This window comes from Alcaligenes faecalis (assembly GCF_002443155.1).
In the GTDB taxonomy this organism is placed as follows: Bacteria; Pseudomonadota; Gammaproteobacteria; order Burkholderiales; family Burkholderiaceae_B; genus Alcaligenes; species Alcaligenes faecalis.
Window position 1 is genome coordinate 1,485,922 of the sequence record NZ_CP023667.1, and the last position, 26,851, is coordinate 1,512,772.

Genomic DNA, 26,851 nt, shown 5'->3' on the forward strand with positions numbered 1-26,851 from the left:
CTATCGCTAGGCCTACTAGCCCTGACATCCGGTCGGGGTCCGTACGCCTGTGTGTGCGAATGGTCCTATCCTGGTTTCCCCAGACCCCGACTGTAGCCAGCTCCTTGGAGCAGGGAAGCCAGGTATGTCATTCCCTATATTCGAGGTTCTCATGCTGACTGATCCTTCCCACAAATACCGTCCCTTTCCCGTCGTCAACTTGCCCGATCGCCAGTGGCCCCAACGCACCCTGAACAAGGCGCCCGTATGGTTGTCTACCGATTTGCGTGACGGCAACCAAGCCCTGTTCGAGCCCATGAATCGCGACCGCAAATTGCGCCTGTTTCAGGAGCTGGTTCGCATTGGTTTCAAGGAAATCGAGGTGGGTTTTCCGTCTGCCTCGCAAACAGATTTTGATATCGTCCGCCAACTGATTGACGAGGGCATGATTCCGAATGACGTCACGCCCATGGTCATCACCCAGCTGCGAGAGGATCTGATTGAAACCACGGTACGCAGCGTGGCGGGGGCGCGTCGTGTGATTGTGCATTTCTACAATGCCATTGCACCGGCGTTTCGTGAAATTGTCTTTGGCATGGAAGTGCCGCAAATCATTGACATGGTGCGGCACCATGTGGAGCTGTTCAAGCGCCTGACCGCCCAGCACCCGGAAACGGAGTGGGTGTTGCAGTATTCGCCTGAAACCTTTTGCATGGCGGAACTGGATGTGTCGCTGGCTGTCTGCAATGCCGCTATCGATGCCTGGGATGCTGGTCCAGCTCGACCCATGATCATCAATCTGCCCACCACAGTAGAAGTGACGACCGCGAACGTCTTTGCCGATCAGATTGAATGGATGGATCGCCATCTGGATAGACGTGAACATATCGTCCTGTCGGTACACCCGCATAACGACCGTGGCACAGGCGTTGCTTGCGCCGAACAAGCCATGCTGGCTGGTGCGCAGCGTGTCGAGGGCTGCCTGTTCGGCAATGGCGAGCGCAGCGGCAATCTGGATGTGGTGACCTTGGCTCTGAATCTGTATACCCAGGGTATTTCGCCACACCTGGATTTCTCCGACATTTCAGCAGTGGCCCGTATCGCGGAAGAAGCAACCTCCTTGCCTATCCACCCGCGTCATCCCTATGTGGGCGATCTGGTCTTTACCGCTTTTTCCGGTTCTCATCAGGACGCGATTGCCAAGGGCTTCGCGGTGCAGAAAGAAGACGCCCCGTGGCGTGTGCCTTATCTGCCGGTTGACCCCAAGGATTTGGGCCGTACTTACGACAGCATCGTGCGTGTCAACAGCCAGTCCGGCAAAGGCGGTATCGCTTTCCTGCTGCAACGCGACTACGGCATTGTGATGCCGCGCCGCATGCAAGTGGAGTTCAGTGCCGTTGTTCAGCAGATAGCCGATTCCAGCGAAACGGAGTTGAACAGTCAGCAGATCTGGGAACTGTTTGAAACTACCTATCTGCAAGCCAATCAGCGCCAAAGCAACATAAGCTACCGTACGCATCGTCTGTTCGATGAGGCACAAGGTCAGCAAGGTATAGAGCTGCAATGCGTGAATGCCAATGGCGAGACTGAAACCTATACCGGAACAGGCAATGGCCCGATTGCGGCGACGGTGGCAGCCTTGAGTCTGCCTTTGCGTATCGACAGCTACGAGGAACGTAGCCTGGGTTCTGGTGCAGACGCCTGCGCAATGGCGATTGTGGAAGCGGTCATGCCGGGTGTGCCTGGATCGAAATTTGGCGTGGGCAAGCACGCGAATATCATTACGGCCAGTGTGATGGCGGTGATGAATGCGGCGGCGCGTTTCGAGGAGGTGGAGGCATAAGCAGCTGTCAAGCTGCGGTGGGCCGCGCTAGCTTCTGTGTGTAATACAAAGGCGCGGGCCACCTTTGACGCGTTAGTGGCTCTGAGTCAGGGGGCGACTCTGCTTGAAGAGTGCTTTACATAGTTGTCTGTGGGCAGGTCTAGATTTATCACCTGGCTTAACCAGCGTGCCACCACCTTCAGTTCATCCTCCGTAAAGCCGTCGGATAGTTGCTGATTCAAGCCCTGCAACGTTGATTTGGCCTTGATGCTGGCTTCCTCACCAGCCGGAGTCAGTGTCAGGCAAATCTTGCGCGTATCCACATCATCCGTCAGACGTTGAATCAAGCCTGCTGCCTGCATGCGTTTGGATAGCCCGGTAATCGCAGCCGGAGCCACTTGCAAGGCGCTGGCTGCTTCCCCCACCGTGACAGAGCCTTGAGAGCGAATCAAGAACAACATGCCAACTTGAGCCGCGCTGATATCTGTCCAGGCCGATGGCTGCTTCTGAATCCAGCGCTGCAAAGCCTTGTGGGCGTGGTTCAACAAAAAGACAAAGCGTGGCTGTGATTTCTGGCTCATTTTGGCGACGGCTGAAGGGGTATGGGTTAGGCGTTACGGGTTTGAGGCGGGGCCGGATTCGCTTTGTGCGATCAGCCAGTCAATCACTATAGGCCAAAGTGCCTCGGCATTGCGTTTACGAAAGAAACCCATGTGACCAATATGCGCCAAACCCAGTTTTTTATGCTCCAGTTGCAGCCTTTCTATAGGGGCTTTGCTCAGTGGTTCCAGCAGCCGGGAAATAGCTTGCGGATTGGCCCAGGGATCATCATCAAAACCCAGAACCAGCAAGGGAATATCGACCTGGCTGGCGCGTTTTTTGGCATCCAGCTGTGGATCGTCATAAAAATAATGGGGCTTTTGTGTCCAGCGGCTCCATTGCTGCATGACACCCCGCGGAAGGTTCTCGCCAAAGCCCAAACGCCGAGTCGGCATATAGCCGCAAAGGCCGCAAAGCACAGGAGTGAGCACCCGCATGATCAAGCCCACCCGGAAGCGCTCCATGGGCTTTTCGATCAAAGCGGTAATCCCCGCATGAGACGCAATCATGACGGCAGCTTTCACGGAACGTGTCGCGGGAGAGATAGCAATCGCATGCCCACCAACGCTATGACCAATGGCCAAAATGGGCAGACCTTCAAAGTGATGAGCAAGCCAATCCGTGACGTAAACCGCATCCTCCAGCATCCAGTCGGACATGGAGACATCGCATTGCCGAATGTCCTTCTGACGAGATCGGCCTATGCCCCGGTAGTCGTAGCTCAGAACAATGAAACCCAGGCTGTTCAGATGCTCAGCAAAAGGACGATAAAAATCCTGTGGAACGGCTGTGGCGGGGTGGATGATGATGCTCGCTTTGGCATCAGCAGCAGGCCATAAGGTTGCACTGATCGGGTCCTTGCCAGCTTGCTGGATCGTCACCTGTTGCATGTTTACCTCTGATTTTATTTAACGTGTTAATAATAAAAGTAGAGTATGAAAACATCAACATAGGTTTGGGTAGCATGATTTTTTTGGTGGGTTGTAGTATTGTTTTTGGATTATTTGTTATTGGCAGTAAAATTTTTAATTTATTGCTATTACTTGTCCTGTTTATTGTGTTGTTTTGGTGTTGGTTTCTTATATTTAATTTTATAGGTTTTTTATGGATATTGAGGCTGAATTAAGTTCTATTTTTTCTCAGAGATCGTCTGGGCCTTTTTTGTTTTTAGGTTCTGGGTTTTCTAGAAGATATATTGGATTAGAGGATTGGGATGGGTTGTTGAGTCGTTATTGTTTAATGGGAAGGCCTTATAATTTTTATAAAAGTAGCTCTAATAATAAAACTCCAGTTTCTGCTCAAATAATAGCAGATGAGTTTCATGATTTTTGGTGGGAGGGAGCTGATTATGCGCCTAGTAGGGAACGTTATTCTAGCCTAATCTCTGATAGGACTTCTCCTCTTAGATTAGAGATTTGCGATTATATTAAGAATAAAAATTTACAAGAAATACCGTCAGATATTTCCGAGGAAATAGAAGCTCTTAAGGAGTGTGATGTTGATGGTGTAATTACTACAAATTGGGATGTTTTTGCGGAGAGCCTGTTTCCGGGTCATAAGGTATATGTAGGGCAAAAAGAGCTTCTTTTTTCCAATACGATGAATGTTGGGGAGATTTATAAAATTCATGGATGTTGTAATTTTCCTGAGTCTTTAGTTTTAACTCAATCGGACTATGAGGATTATAATAATAGAAATGCATATTTAGCGTCAAAGTTAATTACAATTTTTGTTGAGCATCCAATTATTTTTATAGGTTATTCTATTTCTGATCCAAATATTCGTGAGATTTTAAAATCTATATCATTGTGTATTGGTGCGGAAAATATAGATAAGCTTAGGGATAATCTAATTTTTATTGATAGAAATGAACCTCCTGGAGGGCCAGTGATTGAGGTCTCATATCTTCAGTTTGAGTCTGTTCAAATACCTATTAAAGTGGTAAAAACAAAAAATTTTACTCCTATCTATGATGCAATTTCTCAATTTGAGCGTAAGCTTCCCGCTAGGGTTTTAAGGTTTTGTAAGGAAAGGGTTTACGAGATAGTTAAAGGGCAAAATCCGGATAGGAAAATTGCTGTTGTTGATTATGATGAGATAGAGCATAAAGATGATATAGAGGTTGTTTTTGGACTTGGCGTGATAGGTAAGCTTGGGGAGACTGGCTATAAAGGGATTTCGGTTGAGGATTTGTTTGAGGATCTTATTATGAAAAATAAAGGATTCGATCCTGATATGCTAATTAAAAGTACGATTTCATTGTTGCCGAGAAGAACTAGATTTGTCCCTATTTTTAAGTATTTAAGAGAGCTTGGGGTTATATCTAAGAGCGATTACGATAAATCAGGGTTTGATCTTGATAGGCTTGTCGTTAAAAAAGATGCTGACTTTGCCACAGGCAGTGTTATGCAGGCCTCAAGATATAGTGGTTATTCTTTTTCTGATTTTATGGAAAATGCAACTGAGTCTGAAATAGTAAGTATTACCCCATTGCTATCGAATGTAGATTTAGATGTATTGGGGGATTATCTTAAGAGGAATTATTCCTATCTTATTGGTTGTGGTAATAGGTATCATTTTCGGAGATTGATGGCATATTATGATTGGAAATTGTACGGATTTTAAATGTCTTTACATTTTCTCCGCCAGGCTCTTTATCGCCTCGATATACCAGGCCTGATCATTAATTCTATGTGTCAAGATAATCGGCGAAGTCGCCTGCGGCTCTTTCACTAAGCGATAGTGCAGGTCATTACGCAGGCGCGCCGATGTGGGGATTAAGCACAGCCCCGAATCGGCGGCCACTAGACCTAGGGCGGCTTGGATCTCACCTGCCTCATAGACCTCCGCCGGTCGGACGCCCTGGTCGTGCAATAAATGCAGGACGTGATCGGCAAAACTCGGTCTAGGTTCTTTTGGGTACACAATCAGTTTTTGCCCCTGTACCTTTTTCAAGCTTATAGGTTCATCCGAATCTGCTAAATCCGAGCTGGGTGGAAGTGCCAAAGCCAGCTGTTCTTCCCGCAGCACCGTTCTTTGCACCGACGCATCATTTAGCCGTATCCGCCCAAAGCCCACATCAATCCGTCCCGACTTCAAAGCCTCCAACTGCTGCATGGAGGTCAGCTCCACCGTCTGCATATCCACTTCCGGATACTGATGCCTTAGCTTGCGCATCAAGGCGGGCAGGCCGCCATACAGAGTAGAAGCCACAAAGCCTATCGAGAGGGTTTGTCGTTGATGCAGCCCGATCTGCCGTGTTGTATGCACCAGTTGATCCACCCGGCTCAATATCTGCAAGGCCTGCTCATAAAACACCCGTCCGGCCTCGGTCAGCCGCAAGGGGCGGTTATTGCGCAGTAGCAGCGTGACACCCAGCTCTTCTTCCAGCAATTGGATCTGTCGGCTGAGCGGGGGCTGAGCCATATGCAGGCGTTCGGATGCCCGTGTGAAGTTGCGGGTTTCGGCAACGGCCACAAAATATTTGAGCTGACGTAGATCCATAAGGGAAAACCATACCTAGGCTGAATTGATGGTGTTTAGTTTCTTGATTTTTAATATTTATATCAGAAACTATACTCTTAAGGTATAGAACTAGACCTATTTAGTCTTGGAAATAGCGGGCCTGATTCGTGTTCAATCAAGCCATGGAACACACGCGATCTTCTCAACTTTTAGCAGCTCCGGCCCTGATCGAACGGGTGGAGACTTTGCTGCTGGATCTGCCTACGATCCGTCCTCATCAATTGGCGATGACGACCATGCAAGGCCAGACTTTGATGCTGGTGCGCTTGTACTGTTCGGACGGTACGGTGGGTGTCGGCGAGGGCACGACCATTGGTGGTCTGGCCTACGGCGCCGAGTCGCCCGAAGGCATGAAGCTGGCCATCGACACCTATTTCACTCCCTTGCTGCTGGGCGCCAATGCCAATGCTGTGCCTGCCATCATGGCCCGCTTGAACACGGCGATTCAGGATAACCGTTTTGCCAAGAGTGCGGTCGAAACGGCGCTGTTTGATGCCTTGGGCAAGCGCACCGGTCTGCCGGTTTCGCACCTGCTGGGTGGTCGCATGCGCGACAGCCTGCCGGTGGCCTGGACACTGGCGTCGGGCAATACCGCCAAGGATATTGATGAAGCCGAGCGCATGTTGGCGCAGGCTCGTCACCGTATTTTCAAACTGAAGATTGGTCGCCGCCCGGTAAAGGACGATGTGGCGCACGTGGCGGCCATCAAGAAAGCGGTGGGTGACCGTGCAGATGTTCGCGTGGATGTGAACATGGCCTGGAGCCCCTTGCAAGCCCAGTACGGGCTGGCTGGTCTGGTTGATGCAGGTTGCTCCCTGGTAGAGCAGCCGGTACGACGCGCCGATGCGCTGGCTGACCTGAAAGGTCGCTTCCCGATTGCCTTGATGGCCGATGAATCCCTGACTGGCCCGGCCTCTGCCTTTGAGCTGGCCCGTGACTGTGCTGCCGACGTGTTCGCCATCAAGATTGAACAGTCCGGTGGTTTGCGTGCAGGCTTGCAAGTCGCCGCGATTGCCGAAGCCGCTGGTATTGAATTGTATGGCGGCACCATGCTGGAAGGCGCGATCGGTACGGTTGCCGCTGCCCATGTGTTTGCCACAGTGAACCAATTGCAGTGGGGCACGGAACTGTTCGGGCCCTTGCTCTTGACCGAGGAAATCCTGGCAGAGCCGTTGAATTACAGCAATTTTGAATTACAGATACCTCAAGGGCCGGGTTTGGGTATCGTACTGGACGAGGATCGTGTCCAGTATTTCCGCCGCGACAGGACACAAATCAGTGTTGGCTCGGCTGCCTAGGCGCAATAAGAAGCCAGTCGTAGCGGCTTTGCTTGGAACACTTTTTTCAGGATATTAGGAGACACAGAATGAGCGTTAAGATTTTTGATACCCCCGATGTACAAGACTTCCTGCGTTTGGCTTCCGGCCTGGATCAGCCTGGTGGCAATCCACGCGTCAAGCAGATCATGTACCGCATCATCAGCGATCTGTTCAAGACCATTGAAGATCTGGAAATTACCAACGACGAGTACTGGGCAGCCGTGGCTTACCTGAACCGTCTGGGTACGGCCAGCGAAGCCGGTCTGCTTTCTCCCGGTCTGGGCTTTGACCGTTTCCTGGACATGCGCATGGACGCCATGGACAAGGAACTGGGTCTGGACAACGGGACTCCACGCACCATTGAAGGTCCTTTGTACGTATCGGGAGCTCCTGTGGCGCAAGGTTTTGTTCGCCTGGATGACGGTTCCGATACCGCTGGCGAAACTTTGATCATGCACGGTGTCGTGGCTGCTGCGGACGGCAAGCCTATCGCGGGTGCTCAGGTTGAAGTCTGGCACGCCAATACCAAAGGCTTTTATTCGCACTTTGACCCCACCGGCGAGCAACAGCCCTTCAATATGCGCCGCACCATCATTACCGATGAGAACGGTCGCTACAAGTTCCAGAGCATTGTGCCCAAGGGCTACGGCTGTCCTCCGGATGGTCCTACCCAAGGCCTGCTGAACGAGCTGGGCCGCCACGGTAACCGTCCTGCGCACATTCACTTCTTTGTGACGGCTCCTGGCCACCGCAAGCTGACCACGCAGATCAATATTGACGGTGATCCGCTGGTGTATGACGACTTCGCCTACGCCACTCGCGACGGTCTGGTGCCACCACTGACCGAGCACACGGATCCTGCCCGTATCGCTGCCGAAAACCTGGATGGTCCTTTTGCAGAGATCGTGTTTGATATTTCCTTGACCCCCTTGGTCGATGGCAAGGACAACCAGATCGTGAATCGTCCACGTCTGGCTGCCTAAGTACTGATTCAGTCCAGGGCCTGTGTTTGCCAAGTCAAACCAGGCCCTGGGCTGACTTGTTTTTGCTGTGCCTGACGTAAGGGCCAAGCCCATCCGTGGCGTCAGTGCTTTATACGGAGAACGGAGTGATCGATAAACAGGTAAGCAGTGTTGCACAGGCTTTGCATGATGTGCAGGACGGCGCCACGATTCTGGTCGGTGGTTTTGGAACGGCTGGCATACCCACGGAGTTGATCGACGGTCTGATCGAGCAAGGCGCTCGCGACCTGACCATCGTTAACAACAACGCGGGTAATGGCGATGTGGGGCTGGCGGCTTTGCTTAAAACGGGCCGGGTACGCAAGATTATTTGCAGCTTCCCCCGTCAGGCTGATTCCTGGGTATTTGATGACTTGTATCGCAGCGGCAAGATCGAGCTGGAGCTGGTGCCTCAAGGCAATCTGGCCGAACGATTGCGCGCCGCCGGTGCGGGTATCGGTGGCTTTTTCTGCCCCACAGGCTATGGCACAGAGCTGGCCAAGGGCAAGGAAACACGTTTGATCAATGGTCGCTGGCATGTCTATGAAGAGCCCATTCATGGAGATGTCGCCCTGATCAAGGCCGAGCGGGGGGACCGTTGGGGGAATTTGACCTACCGCATGGCGGCGCGCAACTTTGGTCCGGTCATGGCGACCGCGGCGCGCACCACCATTGCCAGTGTGTTTGAACTGGCGGAATTGGGTCAGCTGGACCCTGAAACCATTGTGACGCCCGGCATTCACGTGCGCCGCGTCGTGGTGGTGCCACGCAGTCGCACAGAAGCAGGTGGGTTCAAGGCATGAACGGACAGAGCATGAAGGGGGACAGCATGACGCTCAATTATCAGCGCCGCAGTAAAGACGAATTGGCGCAGCGCGTCGCCCAGGACATCCATGACGGCGCCTACGTAAATCTGGGTATTGGCATGCCAACCCTGGTGGCCAACCATTTGCCCGCCGGTGTGGAAGTGGTGCTGCATAGCGAGAACGGTATTCTGGGCATGGGCCCGGCACCGGCAGCCGGGCAGGAAGATTACGACTTGATCAATGCGGGCAAGCAGGCGGTGACGCTGCTGCCCGGTGGTGCGTTTTTCCATCATGCCGACAGCTTTGGCATGATGCGTGGCGGCCATCTGGATATCTGTGTGCTGGGCGCTTTTCAGGTCTCGGCAACCGGTGATCTGGCCAACTGGAGCACGGGCGAGCCCGGCGCGATTCCGGCGGTAGGCGGGGCCATGGATCTGGCCATTGGCGCGAAACAGACCTGGGTCATGATGGATGTGCTGACCAAGCAAGGCGTCAGCAAGCTGGTTGAACAATGCAGCTACCCCTTGACCGGCCTGGCTTGCGTCAAGCGTGTGTATACCGATTTGGCGACCCTGGCTTGCACACCAGACGGTTTGCAGTTGATTGATCTGGTGCCCGGTTTGACCCATGAGGCACTGGAAGAAATGATTGGTTTGCCCATTGCCGCGGCCAAGCAGGGAGAGGGCCAATGACGGTCAGCCCCAGCGCCTTGAATACCGAACGGGGCATGTTCCGCGTCAGCGTGGAAGGTGATCCGCTGGCTCCGGCCCTGATTCTGAGCAACTCCCTGGGCACTACACAAGAAATGTGGAACCCGCAGGTGGCAGGTTTCGCCCAGTCCTACCGTCTGATTCGTTATGACACCCGTGGTCATGGCGGCAGCCCGGTCACTCCCGGCCCATACCGTTTCAAGGATTTGGGGCGTGATGTGCTGGCGATTCTGGACGCGCTGGATATCGAACGCGCTGCGTTTTGTGGCCTGTCCATGGGTGGTCACACCGGCTTGTGGCTGGGGGTGAATGCACCGGAGCGTTTGAACGCGCTGATCGTGTGCAATAGCGCGGCCAAGATTGGTACTGCCCAAGCCTGGCAGGAACGGGCCGACGCTTTGCGCCGAGGCGGTGCCGCCCAGATGCGTACTCTGGCGGACTCGGCGCCTTCGCGCTGGTTTGGTGAAGCCTTTATCCAGCAATCGCCCGAATTGGTCAAAGCCATGCAGGATAGCTTGGCCAAGCTGGACCCACTGGGTTACGCCGCCTGCTGCGATGCTTTGGCCGAGTCGGATCTTCGTGATCAGATCAGCCGTATTGCGGCACCGACCCTGCTGGTCGCTGGCGAATGGGACCCGGTTACGACAGTTGCCGATGCCCAGGCCATGCAAGCCAGTATTCCTGGCTCCAAAGTGGCGGTCGTACCGGCTTCGCACCTGTCCAATCTGGAAGCGCCCGAAGCCTTCGGGCGCGCCGTATTGAATTTTTTGGCCCAGGCCTGAGTGCCCGAGCGCTTGTTTTTAGAAAGGAACACCATGCTTTATCTGGTTCACATGATTGTTGATATCCCTGATTCCCTGCCAGCCGAAGAGGCTGCCCGTATCAAGGCCGAAGAAAAAGCCTACTCGCAGGATCTGCAACGTTCGGGCAAGTGGCCGCATATCTGGCGCGTGGTGGGTCAGTACGCCAACTACAGCGTGTTCGATGTAGAGAGCAATGAAGAGCTGCACAACCTGCTCAGCGCCTTGCCTTTGTTCCCTTACATGCAGATTTCCGTGACTCCCTTGGCGACGCACCCTTCGGCCATTTAAGTTACACAGCAGTAAAAAAACTCAGGCTGCGATCCCAGCGCAGTCTGAGCACCGAGTAAAGTTGAGAATTCAAACAACAAGACTGGGGAGACAAAACGATGGGATTGAAAAGTGGATCGGCGTCGGTCTGGGTGGCCGGATTTTTGTCGGTGTTGATTGCCTATGCCGGGCCTTTGCTGATCTTTATTCAGGCCGCACAAGTAGGCCGGATTGCCGATGCGGAGCTGATCTCCTGGATCTGGGCAATTTCCATAGGCGCTGGTTTGAGCGGTTTGCTCCTGAGTGCGTATCTGAAACTGCCCATTATTACGGCCTGGTCCGCGCCAGGCACGGCCTTGCTGCTGACCCTGTTTCCAGGCATCACCATGCCTGAAGTGGTGGGGGCGTATCTTAGCGCCGCCTTGATTATCGTCGTCATTGGTCTGACAGGCGGTTTTGAAAAGATTCTTTCCTTCATCCCCAAAGGCATTGCCGGGGGCATGATGGCCGGTATTTTGCTCCAGTTCGGTATGGCGGCGTTCAAGTCCAGCAGTGACATGCCCGCCATCGTACTGGTGATGTTGGCGGTGTACTTGCTGGGCAAGCGTTTCTTGCCGCGTTACGCGATTGTGCTGGTGGCCTTGTCCGGATTTGTGATGGCCATGGCCAGCGGCCAAGTGCATATGGAAGCGTTCCAGCTGGAGCTGGCCCGTCCGGTGTGGATTAGCCCGGAATTCAATATTGCGACCTTGTTAAGCCTGACTTTGCCCTTGGTGCTTGTCAGTTTGACGGGACAGTATCTGCCCGGCATGGCGGTCTTGCAGTTGGCGGGTTACCCCACGCCATCGCGCCCCGTGCTGGCTGGCACCGGCTTGGCCTCGATGCTGGTGGCCTGTTTTGGTGGCATCACTATTGTGCTGTCTTCCATTACCGCCGCCTTGTGTACGGGCAAGGATGCTCATCCTGACCCGGACAAGCGTTATGTGGCCGGTATTGCCAATGGCGTGTTTTATCTTTTGGGCGGCACTTTTGCCGGCTCGATTGTGTATTTGTTTACCGCTTTGCCCGCCTCCTTGATTGCAGCCCTGGCGGGTCTGGCTTTGATAGGGGCCATCGTGGCCAATGTGCGGGTGATGGTCAGTGAAAGCGGCTATATCGAGCCGTCTGTCATCACATTTCTAACTACCGCATCAGGTATGAGCTTGTTTGGATTGGGCGCCGCATTTTGGGGCGTGGTGTTTGGCTTGGTGGCTTATCGCCTGCTTGGGTCCAAACATAAGTGAAAAAAAGGAAGAGACTATGAATCAGTTGGCACTATCCCTTGATCAAGTATTGGAGCCTGTGTTGGCCGTGTTGCCACAGCGCCGCTGGGATCTGGATCGTTTGCGCGTTCTCTTGCAATTGAACGTGCCGCCAACGGTGACCGTAGTCGGTAAATACAATCACGGTAAAAGTCGTCTGCTCAATGAGTTGATGGGCAGTGATGTGTTCAATGTGGCTGACCGCCGTGAAACCGTTGTGCTGGCCGAGCACGTCCATGAAGGCGTGCGCTGGCTGGATGCGCCGGGTCTGTATGCAGACGTGGCCTTGCAGGATGATGCCCTGGCACGTGAAGCCATGGGCTTGCAGGCGGATATTCGCCTGTTCGTCCACGCTGCCAAAGAAGGTGAGCTGGACGCCTTGGAAAGCAATTTGCTGCAAGAGCTGGCCGCAGATCATCAGCGCTCGCAGCGTCAGAACCTGATGGTCATCAGCCAGATTGACCAGTTGGCCGATGACGAACAACAAGAGAAAGTGCTGGGCGCGATTCAGCAGCAGTGTGCCGGTGTGACGTTGCATCCGGTGTCCAGCACCCGCTATCGTCAGGGCCGTGAAGGTGGCAAGCAGCGCATGCTGGAGAAAAGCGGAATCCCGGCTTTGCAGGCTTCTTTGGAAGCTGCCTTGAAGCGTGTGCCGCAAGCCCGCGAGTTCGAGCGTGAAGCCTTGCTGACCGAGCTGACGCAAGAGTTGAACGCCTTGCAGCAATCGCAAGAGCAAAGTTTGCACAGCCTGCAGCAGACGCAAAAGCAGCAGCATAGTGATTTTGTGGAAGGTCTGCGCAAGATTCTGGAAGGCATAGCAAAGGATCTGGAGCCGGTGGTCAATGCTCCCGGTGTGGATCATTCCCTGGTGCCGGATACCTTCGAGTTTGGTTTCAAGATGACGGCAGGCAAGCAAGAGCGTGCCCGTTTGCAGATTGCCTATTCGCGTGCGTGTATTGCGATCAATGGTCACCTGGTGGAATACGGTGCCGTAGGTTTGCCAGCGGCTCAACGTACTTCGGTGCGCAGCATGGATACCGTCATGATTGCGGTGATGGGTGTGTCGGTGAAGTACCGTGCCGATCTGCGCCGCATCTTCTGCGAACAGGCCGGACGCGACAAGCTGGTTCAGGACTTCACCCATTATTTTGAAGTCTCGGATGGCCGTGTGGCTTTGGAAAAGCAGATCGAAACGACTGAAAACCAGCTTGAGCAAACGCGCCAGGCGTTGGAAGGTCTGTCCACATTGGAGCATGTGTGATGTCGGTGGAAAGCACGTTTATCAAGGCGGTTGCGGAGCTCAATCCTGCCAGTCAGGATATGCAGCCCGCTATTGCCAGGATGGAGCAGTGGCTGGCGGATTTGGGCCAGACGACCGTGGCGCAAGCCTTGTCCGGCACGGCTTTGGTCGAGCAGGGCGTATTGGCGCAAAGTGCTCAACAAGTGAATCAACAGTTGCAGGCACAAAGAGAAGCCTGGGCGGCGTCCTGGTCTGCATTGGCACCGGCGCAGGAATTGGCGGATCGTTTCCGCGATCGCATCATGCTGCTGGTGTTTGGCTCCTTTAATGCTGGTAAAAGCTCCTTGTGCAATTTCCTGGCGGATCGTTTTCGTCGTCAGGGTCATAGCGTGGATTTCTTCCGTCTTGCCGATGGGCAGATGCAGCCCATGCCTGAGGGTTTTCAGGAAGGCGCAACGGAAACCACGGTTGCCTTGCAAGGTGTGTGTCTGGGCGAGAAGCTGGTCTTGCTGGATACCCCCGGTTTGCACTCGGCCAATGCGCATAATGCGGCTTTGACGCAGCAGTTTCTGGAAAGTACGGATGCGCTCTTGTGGCTGAGCAGCTCCAGCGCACCGGGGCAGGTTCAGGAACTGGGCGATTTGCTGGTGGAACTGCGCCGCAACAAACCCTTGTTGCCGGTAATTACCCGCAGCGATCGCATCGAGGAAGATGAGATCGACGACGAGATCGTCAAAGTGCTTTGCAACAAGACAGCCGATAACCGCCAGTTGCAGGAAGAGGACGTGATGACGCGGGCAGCGCAGGCCCTGAATCATTGGGGTCTGAGCAGTGATTTGCTCAAACCGGCCGTGTCCCTGTCCGTGCATATGGCGCGCAGCCAGCAGGACGAAGAGCAGGGCTTGGAGCAAGCGGGTTTCGAGCGCTTGTATCTGGCGGTGCAAAACTTGCTGAAACCTGCCTTGGCGTACAAACAGCGCAAACCTGCCGAGCTGCAATTGCACCATATTGAAGAGGCAATCCTGAGTCCTCTGAAGCAAACGCTGGAGCAGGCCGCTGCTCAATTGCGTCAGCGTATTGAAGAACAAACAGTAGTCTTGCAAGGCGCTGTCCAGGCTTTGACCGAAGGCACGTGGCGGCGAGTGGTGCCCCAATTGCCCGAGGTGCTGGAAAAGCATGCCGCTCAGCAAGATGTTGCTGCTGTGCGTACCGAGCTTGGCCAGAACACAGGCAAGGCATTTGCAGAGCTCAGCCAGACGGTTCTGGCGAATTTCCAGCTGACTCAGCCAGACTTGCCGACACTGAATCTGCCTGCTCATATTGGCTATGAAGTGTTCCAGGAGCAGGGGGAAGGGCAAGCGCCGCTGATCGACTACAACCGCTTGTACATGAGCTTGAATGACGTGGTGATGAATGGCGCTCAGGAGCTGGCGGAACAGGTAGTGGAGCAGGCTGAACAAAGCCTGGAACAGCTCAAGCAGGAGTTGATTGAATTGGAGAATGCCGTGGCTGATCAGGCCCGGGCTTTGGAGGCAATCAAGCATCAATTGCACGCTGCGTGAGGCAGTATTAATTCGGTTTTGCATTGCCATGCAAAACACAGAAAACCGGCTGGAGAGCGGTCAACCCCCAAGCTGATTTCATGGATTGTGGCTTATTTGTTGAAATGCTAATGATAATTGTTAGCATTTCGATATTTATGTTTTAAATCGAAGATGAAGTCGCTATGATGGTTTGTACAGCATCCATGCCTTAGCCAAGAGCCGTTTTGCGGCTCTTGGCGTCTGTAGTAGGCAAACCTGGATTGCGTAATTTTCTGGGGGCGCATGGCTATGAAACCGAAAACAAGCCACTACTTTTTACCCAATAAGGGAACCTCGCCTAACTGGCGCCAACACCTGCGCCTGTGGGTTGGACTGATCATTTCCATGGGCGGCGTCTGGGCGCTCTGTCATCAGTTCTGGCTGTATGCACAAGATCACCCGGTGGTCTTGCAGGCCCTGGTAGGCGGCTCCATTGCTGCGTTGGCCACGGCACTGGGGACTGTGCCTGTCATGTTTTCTCAAACCATGTCGCAGCGTACGCAAGATACGCTGTATGGCTTTGGGGCAGGGGTGATGCTGGCTGCTTGTGCTTTCTCGCTGGTTCTGCCGGGTCTGGAAGCAGCAGGTGTTTGGCGGTGGTGCTTGGGGGGCGGGTTCCGCCGTGGGCCTGTCCATCTTGTTGGGTGCCGCAGCCTTGATGCTGCTTGATCGCATCCTGCCACACGAGCACTTCATCAAAGGGCGTGAAGGCCCTGGCAGCGCCTCGTCTACCAAGCTGCGCCGCACCTGGCTGTTTGTGATTGCCATTACGTTGCACAACTTCCCGGAAGGCTTGGCCATTGGCGTGGGCTATGTGGGTAATGAAGGTGTGCGCGCCAATGCGCTGGCCACGGGTATTGCCATTCAGGACGTGCCTGAAGGTCTGGTGGTGGCGCTGGCCTTGCTGGCCGCCGGTTACAGCCGTACTTTCTCGGTAGTTTTGGGGATGGCCAGTGGTCTGGTTGAGCCGGTTGGGGCCGTGCTGGGTGCGGTGGCTGTCAGCAGCTCGCTGGTGCTTCTGCCTTTTGGTCTGGGCTTTGCGGCGGGTGCCATGCTGTTTGTGATCAGCCACGAGATCATTCCCGAATCGCACCGGCAAGGACATGAAACCTTTGCGACGGGTGGTTTGATGATTGGCTTTGTCCTGATGATGTTGCTGGATACTGCTTTAGGATAAGCAGGTCCGCAAAAAAAATAGCCTGAACAAGCTTGTCTTGTTTCAGGCTATTTTTTTGGCTTTGGCTTTGGCTTTGGCTTTGGCTTTGGCTTTGGCTTTGGCTTTGGCTTTGGCTTTGGCTTTGGCTTTGGCTTTGGCTTTGGCTTTGGCTTTGGCTTTGGCTTTGGCTGTAGATCCGCGCATGAATGCCTGGCAAGATTGTTCCCGACAAGGTTTTTGCTTTATTTTTGCTGAACCCTGCATGGTCACGGCGCAGCAAGCAGCCCAAACTTCAGTTAATAAAGACCTATACTAGGGCGCCTGTTTGGGGCAGCCCCGAACTTGTTTTTTTATCCCGCCTCGGCACAGCATCTTGTATCTGTCCAGGCGCTTCTTTAGCAGTGATTTCCAGCATGCTACGCATAGAAAATCTCAGTAAAAACTATGGCGATTACCCCGTTTTCAAAGGGCTGACTCATACATTTCAGCCAGGCTGCGTGGCGCTTTGTGAAGAAGACAGCACCGGTAAATCCACCTTGCTGAATATCATCGCAGGTTTGCTCGAACCGGATGCGGGGGAAGTGTGGATAGACGGGCATTCGCTGATGAAAGCCCCCCGACAAGCCCGCGCCCGTATGGCTTATGTGCCGGACAACTGCATGCTGTTTCCGTCCCAGACAGGCCGCGAACTGCTGGAACAAATCGCCGCAGAAAAGAACACCCATGTGGATGACAATGCGCTGGATCTGGCCTGCCGATTAGGGCTGGAGCCACATTTGGACAAGCGCTTTGAGCAGATGTCCACAGGCACGCGCCGCAAGGTATTTCTGACGGCGGCGGCCTTGGGTGACCCGGCAGTGATCATTGCCGATGGCCCCAGCAATGGCCTGGATACGCAGGCTCGTGCCGCTTTGGCGGAGCAGTTCCAGATCTGGTCGCAAGAACGTGTTGTGCTGTTCGCCAGCTACGATGCCGAGTTGCTTGAGGCTTGCGGAGCAGAAATAATCAATATTGCCGAGCTGGTTTAGACCTTGGGCAGTGCCCGCTATCTACAAGTTAATCAGCCTGAAGAAAGAGGCGGAGAACGCTTTGGAAAACAAGCGTCCTCTGCCTCTTTTGCCGTGAGTGTTTCCTGATCAGCCCATAAATTCGGCAATCCTACGGATTCTTTCAGTCGTTCAGATCCCTACTATGGTTCTGCCAAACAAACCAAAAGAAAGGAGACGACATGGCAACAGGATATATTTGGAACACACTTTACGGCTGGGTAGATACCGGGACGGGCAGTCTTGCCTCGGCCAATCTGGGTGCCCGTTTGCAGCCGATCAGCCACCACCTGGCTCATCCCGATACGAAGCGCCGCTTTCACGAGCTGGTTTGTGCCTCCGGTCAAATTGATCATCTGACCAGCATCCAGGCCAAGCCTGCACGCGACAAGGATATTTTGCGTGCTCATACGGCCGAGCATCTGGAAAACATGAAGCGTGTCAGCGCCTTGCCAACCGGCGGCGATACGGGCGATGGCATAACCACCATGGGGAATGGTGGCCTTGAAATTGCCATGCTTTCCGCGGGTGGCGCTATTGAGATGGTCAAGAAAGTGGTTAGCCGGGAAGTCAGCAATGGCTATGCGCTGGTGAACCCTCCTGGCCACCATGCACCCCGTGCCGGGGCAATGGGTTTTTGCATTTTCAATAACACCTCGGTGGCGGCGGCGTATGCGCGCGAGGAATTGGGTCTGGATCGTGTCGCCATTCTGGATTGGGACGTGCACCACGGGAATGGCACGCAGGATATCTGGTGGAATGATCCTTCGGTTCTGACTATTTCCCTGCACCAGCATCTGTGCTTCCCGGCCAATAGCGGCTTTACGACTGAGCGTGGTGAGGGTGAAGGCCTGGGCTACAACCTGAATATCCCCCTGCCTCCTGGCGGCGGGAATGCCGCCTACCTCTATGCCATGGAAAAAGTGGTGTTACCTGCGCTGCGCGCCTATAAACCGCAGCTGATTATTGTGGGTTCGGGCTTTGATGCCAGCATGATGGACCCGCTGGCACGCATGATGGTGACGGCTTCCGGTTTCCGGCAAATGGCGCGTCAGGTGATCGACTGCGCCGAGGAAGTCTGCGAAGGACGTATCGCCTTTGTGCAGGAAGGGGGTTATAGCCCACATTACTTGCCATTCTGCGGTCAGGCCGTGATTGAAGAGCTGACTGGCGTACGTACGCTGGCTGATCCTTACGCGGAGTTCCTGGGTGGGATGGGCGGCGATACGCTGCTGGATGCAGAACGTGCTTGCGTGGATGAGGCGGCAAACTTGCTAAGCGGTCTGCGTTAACTCGCCTTTATGCGCATGGCTTGAACGGCACCTCGGACCTTGCCGTTTAGTGGCAGAGTCCAGGCACCGCCGCCAGGATCGCACCATGAGCATCCGGCACATACCAATGATTCAGAGCCGCTTGGACAGCGGCTTCTGTTCGTCTGGTAATGTCCAGCTTGCGCAGCAAGGAGGTGACATGTGAATGCACGGTGCGCTCGCTCAAAAACAGACTGGCTGCAATTTCCCGGTCGGTATAGCCCGTCACTAGCCAGCCCAGCACCTGCATTTCCTTGGCACTGAGCGCAGCGGGTAAGGGGGCAGGCACCAGTCGCACCAGAACATCGCCCTTGGGAAAACGCTGCGCTTGCAGTCGATAGCTTCGTTTGCCTTCCAGCCAGAACGCTTGCAAGGTCGAGGTTTCCTGGCCCATGAAGGACAAGGCTTTAGCCAGTGCGGGGCTGAACTGGGAAGCGTTAGAGAGCATGTCCTCACGCATGATCAGCCCGCCTGCCTGTGGCACCAGATGCAAGACGACGCCGTTTTGCGAGACCATGTTCTGCATGGCATCTTCCAGCAAGATTTTCGCGCCCAGAGCCAGTGTACGCACGTGGCGATTGAAGCTTCCTGCTTGTTGGGAAGAGAAGTGGATCATCCCCAAGTACGAGTCCCCGCGCTGTAGTTCTACCGTCATCCCATCCTGAAACCCGCCGCGAAGCAGAGCATCGGTATAGATGGCAGTACTGCGAAAGGGTGGATCCATGGTGTCCGAGCACTCGGAAATAGAAGGCGGCAGCAAATCGTGCGGAGAGGCCTGTGCTGTAAATCCCGGTGCGTAGATTTGTGGAAAGCCCGTTCCCAAGGCAGAGGCACAGTTCAGGTTATAGCCTTCGCAATGCAACTCCAGATGTGTACGGCTTTGCGGTGCACACCCCAAAAGCTGCACCGCATCGAAGTGAAACAGGGAACGCAGGGATTGAATACGATCGCAGAGACTCAACATGGCGGGGGCCTGAGGACGAGTTTGGTAAGGGCGCTAACAATCAACATAGCGTTTGGTGATTGAGAGCGCAATTGGGCCAAACCCAGGCTTGGAAGTGGGGCCGAGTATGGGTGCATCCCCAAAGCAAAAACCCTCCAGAAGTGGAGGGTTGCTTGAAAAAGGCGGCAAGCCAAACTGCTTGATACCGCCCATCTCCGGGCGGGGAGATAGGGTTAAGGCAGCTTGTCAAAGACACGCTGTAAAACTGCCTTATTTAACGGCTTCCAGATATCGTCTCAGCACTTCGGGCCAGTTGATCACATTGAAGAAGGCTGCAATGTATTCAGGCCGACGATTCTGATACTTCAGGTAGTAGGCATGCTCCCATACGTCCAGGCCCAGAATGGGTGTGTTGCCGTGCATCAGTGGGCTGTCCTGATTGCCGGTACTCTCTACCACCAGTTTCTTTTCTGGCGTCACACTCAGCCAGGCCCAGCCACTGCCAAAGCGTGAAATTGCCGCTTTGGTGAAGGCGTCCTTGAATTGCTCGAATCCACCCAGATCCCGGTCTATGGCGTGGGCCAGATCCTTGGGTACGCTGGTATCGGCATCCGGTGTCATGACCGTCCAGAACAGGCTGTGATTGGCATGGCCGCCGCCGTTGTTGCGCACTACATTGCGCACGGACTCGGGCAGTTTTTCCAGCCCGGCAACCAGTTCATCAATAGGCGGACTGGGTAAGTTGGCCGCTTCCAGTGCCGCATTCAGATTGTTGATATAGGTCTGATGGTGCTTGCTGTAGTGAACTTCCATGGTCTGGGTGTCGATATGAGGTTCCAGAGCATGGTAGGCATAAGGCAGGGCAGGTAAGGTGTAAGACAAAACGCACTCCTCGATAAGCCCCAGGCCGGTCGCGCCTGGGGGACAGAATGAAACTTAATGAGAAAAAGAGCGCTCCTGCGGGCTGACCGCCCCTAAGAACAGGGCAGAGCAGGTAGGGACATGATGGGGATAGCGGCGTGCATAGCGCGCCAGCTCGGCATAGGTGCGTCGACTATGTTGCCAGGCGGCCATGCGCCAATCATCGGCCAGGTGCGTGTTGGCTGCCGCGCAGCACAAAGTTTCATGCGCGGTACACAGGTGCAGGCCCTGCTCGTCGCTTTGACCCAGCTGTTCGCAGGCATCGGCCAGATTCAAATGGGCAATGACCCAGGCGGCAATGGTGGCGTCGGCCCCTTCACAAGAGCCAAACAGCAGCGGTTTTACATACGCGCGCGCCTGTTGGTAGTGCGCGATGGCATCGGTGTAATTGTGGGATTGAAAGGCTTGGTTGCCTTGCGTGATCAAACTGCGCCAGGAGGCCAGTTCGTCGCGTTGGGTGAGAGCGTGTTGGGGCTGTTGGGCGAGTGTCTGCATGCATTGCTCCTGATAAAAGGTAGCGCATCAATAGTGAAATTAATGATAATGATTTGCATTTATATTATCAAGGAAATCCAAAAAGCAAATCGTAAGCAGATCAAACGCCAGTCGGAAAGAGGCAGGAGGCGGTCTCTGAAGCCAGTAGTGATGCGGCTTTGCAGGCTTGGTAGGCGTACTTAGGTGTATACCCTGTAGCGTCAATATTCTTGTTTCAGATCAAGCCCAAGTTGGCTGCATGAGAAGAAAAAAGGCTGAAAGCCCGGGAGCTTTCAGCCTTGATTTCCGCTTGGCTGAACCGTCTTAACGACGTTTTACCGACAGCTCATATTCCATATCCTGGTCGTAGCTACCCAAAGACATGGCTTTGACTTCGTACTCGCCCGCTTCCAGCTGGACTTCCAGACGTGCGTTCATGTCGCCGCCGCTATCATCGTCTTCGGCAACGGTTTGACCGTCTTTACGCAGCACCAGGTAGGTGTCGAAGATAGGCGAGGTCATGTCAATGACGTAGCTGCCAGGCTGACGTACGGTCAACTGGTAGCTGTCGCTGGTGATGCCTTGCAGCATCAGAGCCTGACGAGGCTCACCCACACGGATGGTACCGCCGCCGGCATTGGCAGGGACTTCATCGGCCGAGGCGGACAGGGCAAACAAGCCGGCCTGGTTGGAGCCAGAAATCTTCACCTGGTGTTCGCCTGCAGCCAGTACGCCGCGGACGCGTTGCTGGCCAGCTTCATCACCGTATTGGTTGGCACTGGTGGAATCCACTTCCATCGTGGCTTGGAAGCCCTGGGCATCCATTTGCACGGTGACCAGTTTGGGTTCGGACAAGGTGAAGCTGTAGGTTTGGGTTTCACCCGTGAACAGACCGGTTTTGCCATCGCCGTCCAGAGTCAGGCTGTCGCCGTTTTTCAGCTCGATCTCGCCGGTCATCTCTTCGGGTTTGATCTGCAGCGAGAAGCCGCCCTGGAAGTTTTGCGAACCCATGGCCGAGCTGGCCTGCACAATGTATTCGCCCGCTTTCAGGTAAACCTGCAGACGTGCATCAGTGCCGCCACCGCTGTCATCGTCCGAGGCCAGTTCCATGCCGCGACGGTCCATCAGCTTCAGATAGGCGTCCAGGCTATTCTGCTCGGCCTTCATGGCAATGCTGTATAAGCCGTCTTTTTCGATATTCAGGCGGTAGCGTTTCTGGCCGCCCAATGCCCAGTCATGAATGGTCTGGTCTTGGGTCAGCGGGTCACCCGTGTAGGCTTTCAGAGTGTCGACGACGACCTGGAAAGGGCCGTAGGAGCTGGTGTTGAAACCGCTGACAACCACCTGGTAGGTGTCGTTGAAATCAGCCTTGAAGCCCAGTGTGGTGGCCTGGCCTTTGGTCTCGCTCTCGGGGCAGTCCTCGCAGCGCTGAGTACGTGTTACCAGCTCGCCGTTGCGCAGCACGCTGATTTGCGGACGCAAAGGGCCGCTAACGCTGATTTTGATGATCTGGCCAGCTTCAGCCTTCACATCAAACAAGCTGCTGCGTACGCCATCGCTCAGGTTCAAAAAGCTTTTGCTGGTCAATTCGCCAGAGACAGATTGGCCCAATACCAGAGTTTGGGAAGCACCGATGGTGCTGGGAGCGCTGACCGGGCCGCTTGCCGGTACGGGTACGTTTTTGGCGTAATAGATAGCGCCACCGGCGCCGATGACGACGCCCAACAGGGCTGCAAATAGGGTAGTTGGCTTCATGATCTCTGAAGAGTAAAAGTAAGGCACCGATGAGCCGGCGGCCGTTAGCGGGCGATTGTACTGGAGCTGGGAGAGCCAGCGCACACTATTGCAACAAGATACTACGGTAGAGGCGTGTACTCCGGGTTTATCGCTGGGGCGTGAATCAATAACTGGATTCGCTTGTTGGCCCGGCCTCGCCTTGGGAGCAAGGGCCGTCCGAGCGTACTTTGTTACGTTTTAAAAGCGTGATTGGGCTTCAAGGCTGCACATAGGGCTGGGTGATGAAGGCAGGGGCTTCGCTAAAAGACTGTCCTCCTCCCGGTGGTGGAGGCTGGGTCAGGGCAACTTGCACCCATTTGCCGTGCCGGCGCGCCAGCAGTCGATAGCGCTGCTCGGGACCGACCGGGCGGCTGGCCAGGTACAAGATGCCGTTCAGTCTGTACAAAGCGGGTTGAGAGGCAGATTGCCTGGCGACTTCCTGCTCCTGCCCTTGATCAAGCATCACAATCGCACCGCCGGGGTTTTTTTGAACCGCGACAATGACCTGTTCTTTCTCATCCAGGCTCAGTGCGGGTGTTCCCACATAGTTCAAGCCCAGGTTTTGGGGGGCTGTCCAGCCTTGCTTGCCGCTTTGTGCCAGGCGCAGCAAATGCTGGCTTTGGCGGTCGCGCATGTAAAGCTCAATATGGCCTTGCGCATTCAGGATGGAGGCCAGCCCTCCGCTGATGGGGGGAGCAGGAATTGCTTGCCAGGGCCGCCATTGCGAGTCGCTTTGCTGATAGGTCTGAAAAAGCTGGCCCTGCAGATTGCTGGCGAATACATGGGCGTGCCCTTGCTGATCCAGGCTCAGAGTGGCGGGGTAGGCGGCCTGTTCCAATGCAGGCAGGGCTTTCCAGGCACTCCAGCCGTAGTCAGGCTGGCGCGCGGCGCTCCAATAAAAACGGCCATCGGTTCCCATGGCGACAGCCTGACTGTCACGGCGGCTGACCATGGGGGTGTGCAACATGCGAGGGCCGGGTATTCGTTGCCAGGCCAGCCAGTCATTCTCGTCAGCGAAGCGGCTGAACCAGACCTGCCCGGTGGCATCACGGGCAACCAGGCCGGGGCTGCCATCTGCGTATTGGAAAGCACTCAAGGTATCGGCTGTGCGTCCGCCCAAGGTCATCCAGCGCTGTTCTTGCACATCCCATTGATTGATGGCGTCGTTTTGTTCACCCGATGCGAAAAAGCTGAGCCTGCCTTCGCTGTCACTCAAGAGGCTGGCGGGGTAGTCCGCGCGGCTGGTGTAGTAACTGCGCTGTACCCATGCCGCGGCGGGGCCAGCGGGTTCCTGACACACGGCGGGGCCTTTGCACGCATGTTGATCGTGCCAGGCGTAGCGCCGGAAAATCTCGGTTTTGCTGTGAATTTCATTCAAGGTCAGGTTGCGGGCCTGTTCTTGAATGGGGTAGTCCACATAGCCAATTTGCGCGTAATTGCCGGGGGCGGCCAGCATGGCTTCGCGAACCAGGCGGGCGCTGGCGATATGGTCCGGGTGTCCGTGTCCGGTACAACGCCAGCACAGCTGGGTGTAAGGCACGGGATTGGTGTCATCCAGATAGCGAACACTGGTGGGCTGATACAGCCGTATCAAGGCGGCCAGCGTCTGGACCAACTGCTCGCGGTTCAGTGTCTGTTGCGGGCTGTCCAGAGTTTGTACGGTTTGACCAGGTACAGATTCTGCGCGGCTCAAGGGCGTCAGGCTTCCCCAGCCCGGGCCCAGCCAGGGATCTTGCAGGCGCAAATGGCTCAGTTGAATGCCCGGTCTGGCTTGCAAGCTGAACTGTGTGATTGACGCACTGCCGACCATCACGCGCGTCTGCTGCCATTCGTTGACCAGCCCGGCCATATACGCATAGGCGGCGCGCACACCTTGTTCGCGGCTGTACATATACTCCAGCCCGCCTTTGCGTTCACTGGCGGTCAGATACAGAACCTGCATGCAGGCACCGGCCTGGATATTGCTGGACAGGTCCGGGTTCATGAACAGCAGGTCGTCGTCCATATGGCCAACGACGACCAGGTCTCGACTGCCATGACAGGCATCGGTGGCCTGGGCAGAAAGCGGCAAAAGCAGAGCACACAGTCCGCCAAGCAGAGTGCGTTTCAGAAAGGAGCCAGTCAGACAGGCAAGAGGCATGGAGATACGAGCGCGGAATAAACAAGGATCAGAACGATCCGTCCCGCGTTGCCTGCAGAGGGTGCAAACAACGTGCCTGCTTAGTATAAGCAGGCACTGTCAGGCAGAAAATAAAGATAAACGGCGCCAGGGATTTTGTTTTTTAAAGTGTGGCGCCGACGCTGCGATCAGTTCAGTCTGGGACGAATCAACATGGGTGCAAACTGATGCAGGTAATTGAGCATGGCCAGAATCCAGCACAGGCCGGCGGCATGCAACAAAGGCAGGCTCCAGCTGCTGGGAACCAGGGCCAGCAAGCGCAAGACACAGGCGGCAATCAGGAGTCCGTAGCCCAGCACCACTTTGGGCGTGGCACGCAGGGGGCGACCCAAATGGCCCAGAGCGGTACGGGTCAGCATGCCGATAATCATGACGCTAAAACCTGCCAGGCCCACAATATGTACCGGCCAGGCAGCGCGCAGAATCCAGCCTGCCTCATAGGCCGCCGCACTTAACAGACCCAGTGCCAGACCGGCATAGCCCAGGTACAGAATCCATAGCAGCGGCGTATTGCGGCTGGCCCAAGGTTTCCAGCGTACCCACTGGAAGCAGGCGATCAAGCCCAATGCAGCCAGAACAATGGCCAAAGGCAAACGCCAGGGGCTCAGTGACAAGGCAATCGCGATAGCGCTCAAACCCATTTGCCAATGACCGCTACGAGTTTGCGCAGGCAAGCTCAAGCCCGGCAAGGCGCGCATGGCAAAAAAGGGAATGATGCGACGAGCAATCAGCAAGGTGATCAAGCCCATGGTCCAAAAGCCGCTGTAGAAGTAGGGCATGGGGTCTTGCCCTTGCATCAGGCTGTACATGAACAGGGCATGGCTAAGACCCAAAGCCAGCATGGCCAGGGGGATACCGTAGTTGCGCTTGTTGCGAGCGATCAGAATCACGCGGGCCAGCTCAGCGGCAGCAATGACGAAAAACAAGGCATCCAGTATCAAAGCCGCGATCAAGCCGTTGGGAAGAAGCAGGCTGAAACGAGCCAGAATCCAGATCAGACACAAGGCGCCCAAAGACGGGCCACGCAAGGTGGGCTGTCCTGTCCAGGTGGCACTGGCTGTCAGCAAAAATCCCACGGCAATCGTGCCGATAAAAGCCCAGAGCATTTCATGGGCATGCCAGTACAGGGATGGAATGGCCGTATTGGACAGCCAGCCGGGTGTATAGAGCCAAAGCGCAATGCTGGCTGCACCCCACAGTGTGGCTAAAAGATAGAGAGGACGAAATCCCAGTTCCAGGAATGCGCGCCATTCGGGGCGGGTAGAGGCGGGGGAGGCAGTCAAAGGAGTCATGGCGTATCAGTTAAAAGATGTATTTTAAATATATCTTAAAGGCCGAATAAAACATAGTGTCTTCAAGCGATGTCCGGCCTTATTCCTTGTCGCTCATATCCAGCGTGCTGTCGATCATCTTGCGCAACAGATAGACGATAGCGACGCGTTCTGCGGGGTTCAGATTGCCCATGGTCAGTTCGCTGATGGTATGGGCGCGTGGGATGACCCGATCGAGCAGGTCCAGCCCTTCCTGGGTCAGCTCCACAATCACCTTGCGTCTGTCGTCCTTGTCCGGTGCCAGCTCAATCAGATCGCGCGACTTCAGGCGCTGAATAATGCCCCGTATGGTGGCCTGGTCTACTGCCGTGGCTTCGACCAGCTCGGTTTGCGAGCTGGGGCCGTGGTCGCGCAGGGCGCACAAGGTCACGAACTGGATAGCGGTCAGCTGGTTGTCACCCACGTAATGCTGGAAGATGGCCGTGTGCCGTTGACCTGCCTTGCGCAGCAGGTGGCCGATTTGTTCGGTGACATCGTAGGACAAGGTTTGAGGCTCGGAAACGGGGGAGGTAGGCTGCATAGTCTTTCTGTCTTGTTGTGGAATGGGCAGGCCAGTTGCGTAACAACTGGGCAAGTATACCTTCCCAGGGGCCTGTTCACGCCTGATCCAGATCAGTTGTTTTGTATTTAAAGTATCCATCATTTCAGAGTGTGCACCGCAATAAATGAGTCTATACACTGTTAAATTTGAAAATTAAATAAATTTGATGCCTAGATATTAAAGGCTTGGTTTTGTTTTGGTTTTTTATTTTAACTTGT

The 26,851-nt window shown here is 54.8% G+C and carries 24 protein-coding genes and 1 pseudogene; 14 read left to right on the forward strand and 11 right to left on the reverse strand.

Going from position 1 to position 26,851, the window contains the following annotated elements:
• The first annotated feature begins 151 nt into the window (after positions 1-151).
• Positions 152-1,822, forward strand: a complete 1,671-nt coding sequence (leuA, locus tag CPY64_RS06820) for a 2-isopropylmalate synthase (protein WP_042480024.1) — start codon at positions 152-154, stop codon at positions 1,820-1,822.
• 86 nt (positions 1,823-1,908) lie between these two features.
• Here leuA and CPY64_RS06825 read toward each other — a convergent pair whose 3' ends face one another.
• Together CPY64_RS06825 and CPY64_RS06830 are read right to left on the reverse strand one after the other, a co-directional pair.
• On the reverse strand, positions 1,909-2,382 hold the full coding sequence (locus CPY64_RS06825; protein WP_042480027.1) for a MarR family winged helix-turn-helix transcriptional regulator: 474 nt from the start codon (positions 2,380-2,382) through the stop codon (positions 1,909-1,911).
• 33 nt (positions 2,383-2,415) lie between these two features.
• On the reverse strand, positions 2,416-3,291 hold the full coding sequence (locus CPY64_RS06830; RefSeq protein WP_042480029.1) for an alpha/beta hydrolase family protein: 876 nt from the start codon (positions 3,289-3,291) through the stop codon (positions 2,416-2,418).
• Between the two features lie 214 nt (positions 3,292-3,505).
• On the opposite strand from CPY64_RS06830, the gene CPY64_RS06835 reads away from it, so the two are divergent.
• Positions 3,506-5,026, forward strand: coding sequence for an SIR2 family protein (locus CPY64_RS06835; protein ID WP_042480033.1), 1,521 nt, complete (start codon positions 3,506-3,508; stop codon positions 5,024-5,026).
• A 6-nt stretch (positions 5,027-5,032) separates the two neighbouring features.
• On the opposite strand, the gene CPY64_RS06840 is transcribed toward CPY64_RS06835, so the two are convergent.
• A complete protein-coding gene (locus CPY64_RS06840; protein ID WP_042480036.1) occupies positions 5,033-5,905 on the reverse strand; it encodes a LysR family transcriptional regulator in 873 nt (290 codons plus the stop codon).
• Between the two features lie 143 nt (positions 5,906-6,048).
• Between CPY64_RS06840 and CPY64_RS06845 the strand changes: the two genes are divergently transcribed.
• The 10 genes and pseudogenes from CPY64_RS06845 (at position 6,049) to CPY64_RS06890 (ending at position 16,133) form a co-directional block, all read left to right on the forward strand.
• A complete protein-coding gene (locus CPY64_RS06845; RefSeq protein WP_171902900.1) occupies positions 6,049-7,224 on the forward strand; it encodes a muconate/chloromuconate family cycloisomerase in 1,176 nt (391 codons plus the stop codon).
• A gap of 68 nt (positions 7,225-7,292) precedes the next feature.
• Positions 7,293-8,228, forward strand: a complete 936-nt coding sequence (catA, locus tag CPY64_RS06850) for a catechol 1,2-dioxygenase (protein WP_042480043.1) — start codon at positions 7,293-7,295, stop codon at positions 8,226-8,228.
• A gap of 125 nt (positions 8,229-8,353) precedes the next feature.
• Entirely contained in the window at positions 8,354-9,049 is a 696-nt protein-coding gene (locus CPY64_RS06855) for a 3-oxoacid CoA-transferase subunit A (RefSeq protein ID WP_009454565.1), read from the forward strand.
• A 26-nt stretch (positions 9,050-9,075) separates the two neighbouring features.
• Positions 9,076-9,744 (forward strand): 3-oxoacid CoA-transferase subunit B, encoded by a 669-nt coding sequence (locus CPY64_RS06860; RefSeq protein ID WP_026482745.1) that lies wholly within the window; start codon positions 9,076-9,078, stop codon positions 9,742-9,744.
• A complete protein-coding gene (gene pcaD / locus CPY64_RS06865) occupies positions 9,741-10,544 on the forward strand; it encodes a 3-oxoadipate enol-lactonase (RefSeq protein WP_042480047.1) in 804 nt (267 codons plus the stop codon). Before CPY64_RS06860 ends, pcaD begins: the two co-directional genes overlap by 4 nt.
• Positions 10,545-10,577: 33 nt before the next feature.
• The gene (gene catC, locus CPY64_RS06870; RefSeq protein ID WP_009454559.1) at positions 10,578-10,853 is read left to right on the forward strand and encodes a muconolactone Delta-isomerase; all 276 of its coding nucleotides are present in this window, start codon (positions 10,578-10,580) and stop codon (positions 10,851-10,853) included.
• Between the two features lie 98 nt (positions 10,854-10,951).
• On the forward strand, positions 10,952-12,115 hold the full coding sequence (locus tag CPY64_RS06875; protein ID WP_042480049.1) for a benzoate/H(+) symporter BenE family transporter: 1,164 nt from the start codon (positions 10,952-10,954) through the stop codon (positions 12,113-12,115).
• 16 nt (positions 12,116-12,131) lie between these two features.
• Positions 12,132-13,394, forward strand: coding sequence for a GTPase (locus CPY64_RS06880; protein ID WP_042480051.1), 1,263 nt, complete (start codon positions 12,132-12,134; stop codon positions 13,392-13,394).
• On the forward strand, positions 13,394-14,935 hold the full coding sequence (locus CPY64_RS06885; protein ID WP_042480054.1) for a GTPase: 1,542 nt from the start codon (positions 13,394-13,396) through the stop codon (positions 14,933-14,935). The genes CPY64_RS06880 and CPY64_RS06885 overlap by 1 nt, the downstream gene beginning before the upstream one ends.
• A 366-nt stretch (positions 14,936-15,301) precedes the next feature.
• Positions 15,302-16,133: pseudogene (locus tag CPY64_RS06890) on the forward strand (ZIP family metal transporter).
• 42 nt (positions 16,134-16,175) lie between these two features.
• On the opposite strand, the gene CPY64_RS18950 reads toward CPY64_RS06890, so the two are convergent.
• Entirely contained in the window at positions 16,176-16,316 is a 141-nt protein-coding gene (locus tag CPY64_RS18950; protein ID WP_155274650.1) for a hypothetical protein, read from the reverse strand.
• A gap of 209 nt (positions 16,317-16,525) precedes the next feature.
• Here CPY64_RS18950 and CPY64_RS06900 point away from each other — a divergent pair, with 209 nt between their 5' ends.
• Together CPY64_RS06900 and CPY64_RS06905 are read left to right on the forward strand one after the other, a co-directional pair.
• Positions 16,526-17,140 carry an ABC transporter ATP-binding protein gene (locus CPY64_RS06900; RefSeq protein WP_042482050.1) on the forward strand — a complete coding sequence of 205 codons (615 nt, stop codon included), beginning with the start codon at positions 16,526-16,528 and terminating at the stop codon, positions 17,138-17,140.
• A gap of 200 nt (positions 17,141-17,340) precedes the next feature.
• Positions 17,341-18,450, forward strand: coding sequence for a class II histone deacetylase (locus CPY64_RS06905; protein WP_042480061.1), 1,110 nt, complete (start codon positions 17,341-17,343; stop codon positions 18,448-18,450).
• 46 nt (positions 18,451-18,496) lie between these two features.
• Here the strand turns inward: CPY64_RS06905 and CPY64_RS06910 are convergent, their stop codons facing one another.
• The 7 genes from CPY64_RS06910 to CPY64_RS06940 all read right to left on the reverse strand — a co-directional run bounded on the left by CPY64_RS06910 (position 18,497) and on the right by CPY64_RS06940 (position 26,612).
• Positions 18,497-19,432 carry a helix-turn-helix domain-containing protein gene (locus CPY64_RS06910; protein ID WP_042480064.1) on the reverse strand — a complete coding sequence of 312 codons (936 nt, stop codon included), beginning with the start codon at positions 19,430-19,432 and terminating at the stop codon, positions 18,497-18,499.
• A gap of 249 nt (positions 19,433-19,681) precedes the next feature.
• Complete coding sequence (locus CPY64_RS06915; protein WP_042480067.1) at positions 19,682-20,293, reverse strand: superoxide dismutase; 612 nt, start codon at positions 20,291-20,293, stop codon at positions 19,682-19,684.
• A 54-nt stretch (positions 20,294-20,347) separates the two neighbouring features.
• Positions 20,348-20,827: a hypothetical protein gene (locus CPY64_RS06920; RefSeq protein WP_042480069.1), complete on the reverse strand. Its 480-nt coding sequence runs from the start codon at positions 20,825-20,827 to the stop codon at positions 20,348-20,350.
• A gap of 303 nt (positions 20,828-21,130) precedes the next feature.
• The gene (locus CPY64_RS06925) at positions 21,131-22,561 is read right to left on the reverse strand and encodes a hypothetical protein (RefSeq protein WP_042480071.1); all 1,431 of its coding nucleotides are present in this window, start codon (positions 22,559-22,561) and stop codon (positions 21,131-21,133) included.
• Positions 22,562-22,799: 238 nt separating this feature from the next.
• Positions 22,800-24,722, reverse strand: a complete 1,923-nt coding sequence (locus CPY64_RS06930; RefSeq protein WP_080723667.1) for a DUF8189 domain-containing protein — start codon at positions 24,720-24,722, stop codon at positions 22,800-22,802.
• A gap of 167 nt (positions 24,723-24,889) precedes the next feature.
• On the reverse strand, positions 24,890-26,053 hold the full coding sequence (locus CPY64_RS06935) for an NnrS family protein (protein ID WP_042480072.1): 1,164 nt from the start codon (positions 26,051-26,053) through the stop codon (positions 24,890-24,892).
• Between the two features lie 79 nt (positions 26,054-26,132).
• A complete protein-coding gene (locus CPY64_RS06940) occupies positions 26,133-26,612 on the reverse strand; it encodes a MarR family winged helix-turn-helix transcriptional regulator (protein ID WP_042480074.1) in 480 nt (159 codons plus the stop codon).
• Positions 26,613-26,851: the final 239 nt, after the last annotated feature.

What these genes read in the sequence shown, in the direction of transcription:
- CPY64_RS18950 (WP_155274650.1), bottom strand. Translation starts at nt 16,316, where the DNA reads ATGCGCGGATCTACAGCCAAAGCCAAAGCCAAAGCCAAAGCCAAAGCC.
- pcaD (WP_042480047.1), top strand. Translation starts at nt 9,741, where the DNA reads ATGACGGTCAGCCCCAGCGCCTTGAATACCGAACGGGGCATGTTCCGC.
- CPY64_RS06825 (WP_042480027.1), bottom strand. Translation starts at nt 2,382, where the DNA reads ATGAGCCAGAAATCACAGCCACGCTTTGTCTTTTTGTTGAACCACGCC.
- CPY64_RS06935 (WP_042480072.1), bottom strand. Translation starts at nt 26,053, where the DNA reads ATGACTCCTTTGACTGCCTCCCCCGCCTCTACCCGCCCCGAATGGCGC.
- CPY64_RS06830 (WP_042480029.1), bottom strand. Translation starts at nt 3,291, where the DNA reads ATGCAACAGGTGACGATCCAGCAAGCTGGCAAGGACCCGATCAGTGCA.
- leuA (WP_042480024.1), top strand. Translation starts at nt 152, where the DNA reads ATGCTGACTGATCCTTCCCACAAATACCGTCCCTTTCCCGTCGTCAAC.
- CPY64_RS06835 (WP_042480033.1), top strand. Translation starts at nt 3,506, where the DNA reads ATGGATATTGAGGCTGAATTAAGTTCTATTTTTTCTCAGAGATCGTCT.
- CPY64_RS06875 (WP_042480049.1), top strand. Translation starts at nt 10,952, where the DNA reads ATGGGATTGAAAAGTGGATCGGCGTCGGTCTGGGTGGCCGGATTTTTG.
- CPY64_RS06900 (WP_042482050.1), top strand. Translation starts at nt 16,526, where the DNA reads ATGCTACGCATAGAAAATCTCAGTAAAAACTATGGCGATTACCCCGTT.
- catC (WP_009454559.1), top strand. Translation starts at nt 10,578, where the DNA reads ATGCTTTATCTGGTTCACATGATTGTTGATATCCCTGATTCCCTGCCA.
- CPY64_RS06910 (WP_042480064.1), bottom strand. Translation starts at nt 19,432, where the DNA reads ATGTTGAGTCTCTGCGATCGTATTCAATCCCTGCGTTCCCTGTTTCAC.
- catA (WP_042480043.1), top strand. Translation starts at nt 7,293, where the DNA reads ATGAGCGTTAAGATTTTTGATACCCCCGATGTACAAGACTTCCTGCGT.
- CPY64_RS06925 (WP_042480071.1), bottom strand. Translation starts at nt 22,561, where the DNA reads ATGAAGCCAACTACCCTATTTGCAGCCCTGTTGGGCGTCGTCATCGGC.
- CPY64_RS06860 (WP_026482745.1), top strand. Translation starts at nt 9,076, where the DNA reads ATGACGCTCAATTATCAGCGCCGCAGTAAAGACGAATTGGCGCAGCGC.
- CPY64_RS06885 (WP_042480054.1), top strand. Translation starts at nt 13,394, where the DNA reads ATGTCGGTGGAAAGCACGTTTATCAAGGCGGTTGCGGAGCTCAATCCT.
- CPY64_RS06840 (WP_042480036.1), bottom strand. Translation starts at nt 5,905, where the DNA reads ATGGATCTACGTCAGCTCAAATATTTTGTGGCCGTTGCCGAAACCCGC.
- CPY64_RS06880 (WP_042480051.1), top strand. Translation starts at nt 12,132, where the DNA reads ATGAATCAGTTGGCACTATCCCTTGATCAAGTATTGGAGCCTGTGTTG.
- CPY64_RS06905 (WP_042480061.1), top strand. Translation starts at nt 17,341, where the DNA reads ATGGCAACAGGATATATTTGGAACACACTTTACGGCTGGGTAGATACC.
- CPY64_RS06845 (WP_171902900.1), top strand. Translation starts at nt 6,049, where the DNA reads ATGGAACACACGCGATCTTCTCAACTTTTAGCAGCTCCGGCCCTGATC.
- CPY64_RS06920 (WP_042480069.1), bottom strand. Translation starts at nt 20,827, where the DNA reads ATGCAGACACTCGCCCAACAGCCCCAACACGCTCTCACCCAACGCGAC.
- CPY64_RS06930 (WP_080723667.1), bottom strand. Translation starts at nt 24,722, where the DNA reads ATGCCTCTTGCCTGTCTGACTGGCTCCTTTCTGAAACGCACTCTGCTT.
- CPY64_RS06940 (WP_042480074.1), bottom strand. Translation starts at nt 26,612, where the DNA reads ATGCAGCCTACCTCCCCCGTTTCCGAGCCTCAAACCTTGTCCTACGAT.